The 3,488-nt window shown below is 66.2% G+C and carries 3 protein-coding genes; all 3 read left to right on the top strand.

The features are described from left to right. The first annotated feature begins 89 nt into the window (after nucleotides 1-89). Complete coding sequence (locus MJ797_RS26405; protein WP_239342403.1) at nucleotides 90-428, top strand: helix-turn-helix transcriptional regulator; 339 nt, start codon at nucleotides 90-92, stop codon at nucleotides 426-428. Further along, nucleotides 425-1,861 (top strand): site-specific integrase, encoded by a 1,437-nt coding sequence (locus tag MJ797_RS26400; protein WP_239342401.1) that lies wholly within the window; start codon nucleotides 425-427, stop codon nucleotides 1,859-1,861. Before MJ797_RS26405 ends, MJ797_RS26400 begins: the two co-directional genes overlap by 4 nt. A gap of 1,120 nt (nucleotides 1,862-2,981) precedes the next feature. Then, the coding region (locus MJ797_RS26395) for a hypothetical protein (protein WP_239342399.1) at nucleotides 2,982-3,488 on the top strand (507 nt) is incomplete at its 3' end.

Genomic DNA, 3,488 nt, shown 5'->3' with positions numbered 1-3,488 from the left:
TGCGTGTCCTCGGACTTCCGCACCCGCACCCTGCGCCGTGCACTCGACCAGACCCTGACCGCCGCCCTCACACCGACCAAGAAGGCACGATGACGATCCGACGCCAGGTCAGCTACCAGTGGCGGCTACGTGAGGTGATGGCCACCCGCGGCCTGTTCACCACCAGCAATCTCGTCCCGCTGCTCGCCGAGCGGGGCGTCACCCTGTCCGCCTCCCAGGTGCACCGACTGGTCACCGGCGCCCCCGAACGGCTGTCCCTGCCGGTGCTGGCCGCGCTCTGCGACCTCCTCGACGTCACCCCCGCCGAGCTCATCACCACCCGGGCGGTGAACGCCGCACCCCAGCGGATCGCCGTCGGGGACACCCCGGCCCCAGCCCCACCAGCCGAGGGCGTCCGCCCGAAACGAGTACAGCTGCGTCCTGAATGAGGACACCCACTGCCTGCGCCCGCTGCGGCCGCAACGCGGTGGCGGCGACGACCTGGCCGGACGGGCCGATCTGCCGGACCTGTCACACCCGGGCGTTGGAAACATTCGGAATCTGTGCTGGATGCGCCCGCCACCGCATGCTGCCCGGCTTCTCCACCGAACACAAACCGCTCTGCGTTGACTGCGCGGGGATTCCCGGGAATTTCACCTGCGTGGAATGCGGCATGCAAGGACGCCGCTGGCAGCAGCGATGCGCCCGCTGCACTCTCACCACTCGGCTCCGCTGTCTCCTCGACGACGGCACCGGCACCATCCGCACGGAACTGATCCCACTCTTCGATGGGCTCCGGCAGATGGAACGACCCGCGAGCGGATTGAACTGGCTCGGCCCCCCATATGTCGGACAGATGCTACGCGGCCTGGCTACCGGTGAAATTCCGCTCACCCACGAAGGACTCAACACCCTGCCGCACCCACGCGCGGTTGCATACCTGCGCGACCTCCTCATGCAACACCACATCCTGCCCCCAGCCGACCGGCAACTCGTCTTCTTCGAACGCTGGCTCAGCCACTACCTGACCTCGATCACCAACCCCGACCACCGGACCACAGTGGAACGGTTCGCCGCCTGGCACATCCTCCGCCGCCTACGGACCCTGGCAGCGCACGGGCCGCTCGGAGCCGACGCACAGGCCAACGCCCGCGCACGGATCACCCAGGCCGGGGCGTTCCTTGCCATGCTTGATATCAACGAAACAACACTCGCCACCTGCACCCAATACCACCTCGACTTGTGGCATTCAAACACGGCTATCGCCCGACTATCCAGCCACCCGTTCCTGAAATGGGCGATGAGTACCGCCCGCATGCCACGCCTCGCTATCCAGGCCCCTACCGTCACGGATTCCGCGCCGGCCCACCAGCAGCAGCGTATTACCCTCATCACGCAAATGCTCATCGATGAGAACGTGCTCCTACGAACCCGCGTCGCCGCCCTGCTTGTTCTGCTCTACGCCCAACCAGTCAGCCGTATCATCCAGCTCACCATCGATGACGTCACCGGTGACACCGACATGTTCCTACACCTCGGTGAACACCCAGCGCCCGTTCCGGAACCCTTCGCCGCGCTTCTCCGCCGCTACATCGCCACCCGCACAAACATGAAGACCGCCGCCAACCCCACTACCCGCTGGCTATTCCCCGGACGCCGTCCAGGGCAGCCCATGACCACGAACGCCATTCGTCAACTCCTCCGACACGCCGGTGTCCCACCCCAATCCAGCCGCATCGGCGCCATCCGCCAACTCGTCCTCGACGCCCCCGCGCCCGTCGTCGCAGCCATGCTCGGCTACAGCCACTCCCGCACCAGCGCTCACGCCATCCACGCCGGCGCGCCCTGGAGCCGCTACGCCACCAGCAACCACGATCAGTAACCGCGAGCAAGATCCAACCGGGGGAATACGCGACTACCAATCACGCGACCCTGCCAGTTCAAGACGCGGCGCGGGCCGCGCCGCGCGACGGCTGCGCGTGGCGCTGGGGCGCCATGCTCGCCGGCGCGTCGCCACCCCGCACCGCGCAGAACCGAACGTGAGAGCGGCCAGGTGCGGAGCAGTGACGGGCACGGCCGGGGTGTGGGGTCAGCGGCGATGGCAGCCGCCGGTGAGGCGAATCCATGCCGTACCGGACGGCATGGATTCGCGCTTACGGTCCCGAGGCGCTGTCAGGGGCCGATTCGACCGGGGTCACGTTCGGCCAGGTCAGATCATGCGGTGAACGGAGATCGCCGCCGCGCACGCCAGCACCATACGGACGAGCAGGGGGCACGCCAGGGCACAGCCCGATCACCTTGACCAGGTCGCTTCGCTCCCCGGACAGCCCGACCCACGCAGTTCCCAGCGCCGAGACCGTCTGTGGTCACCCTGCGAAAGACTGACGCCCCACGTCAGGGATCAAGCTGTAGGAACCGTCTGCGTGACAGACGAAGTAGGTTTCAAACGACGGCCGAAAGTTGGATCTGGATCTGGCGCTGATCTTGCGACCGGACACCGACGGGTGTAATCGGCACACCGTGGGCGCCTGGAGGCCCTTCGGCGAGACCGAAGTTTCGTGATCATGAGCGCACTGCAGGCCGGCGACCTGGACATTTGCCCTGATCAAGGATTCACCTACCGGCTATAAGTCACTCTGTGGAGCACAATGAACATCAAGAGTACGATGGCGCACGACGTTTCCGCAGGTCACAGCTTTGCAGGTATGTCCGGCGACGGGCGCACCAGCCCCGACCTCACGCGCAGCCGGCACTCGATGGTCACACGAAAAAATCGAAAAAATACTGGCTACAGTTCACCCAACAGAAACAAAAGCTGCAGGTAGATGCCATCAGATCCATTCAAGATCACGCAACTTCGGGCGAGAAGCCGGCCAGGTTCAGGAAGCGGGCAGTTTCCGGTGACCGCGCTGACCGTGTATACCTTTGGAATGACGATATGGCGCTCACGACGGCGCCAGCGCGATGACAGAAAGAACCCTCAGCCATCCGCCGACGAAGACGTGACTGCGTGGGCGCACGCGCTGGTCGAGGAGGCGAGGTCGCTCACGCTGCAGCGTCGGTTCCGGTCAGCGATGGACAGATTGCTGGTCGTCCTCGATATCTGCCCCGATCTGCCGGCCGCGCTGGAGATGGCCGCTCCCGTGATCTCCCTCGGGACAGGGGCCGCCCAGGCGGCGAATCACGGCGAGAGGCTGGGGCCGCAACTGCTGCTTGACAGCCGCCTCGACGCGATGTTCTGTGCCTGCGAGAGCCCAGGCTGCACCGCATCCTGGCTCAGCGCCCACTGGCTGGCACAGCCAGGCACGGTGACGATTGTCGTCAACGCGGGGAGTCCGGGGGGCGGGCGCTGCCAAGAATGTGGCGTCACCCTGTGCAGGAATCACGCCAAACGCACCGAGGTCCGCTACTACCAGGATGGCCCACCCGAGTTCACCCGCGTGCAGTGCTCCCGCTGCGGCGGAGAGATGGACAGCGCCCCGGCGCCGAACGGCCGCCGCCGCGGCGGG

The organism is Protofrankia sp. CiP3, from assembly GCF_917627345.1.
In the GTDB taxonomy this organism is placed as follows: Bacteria; Actinomycetota; Actinomycetes; order Frankiales; family Frankiaceae; genus Protofrankia.
This window is presented reverse-complemented; position numbering and strand designations above follow the sequence as displayed.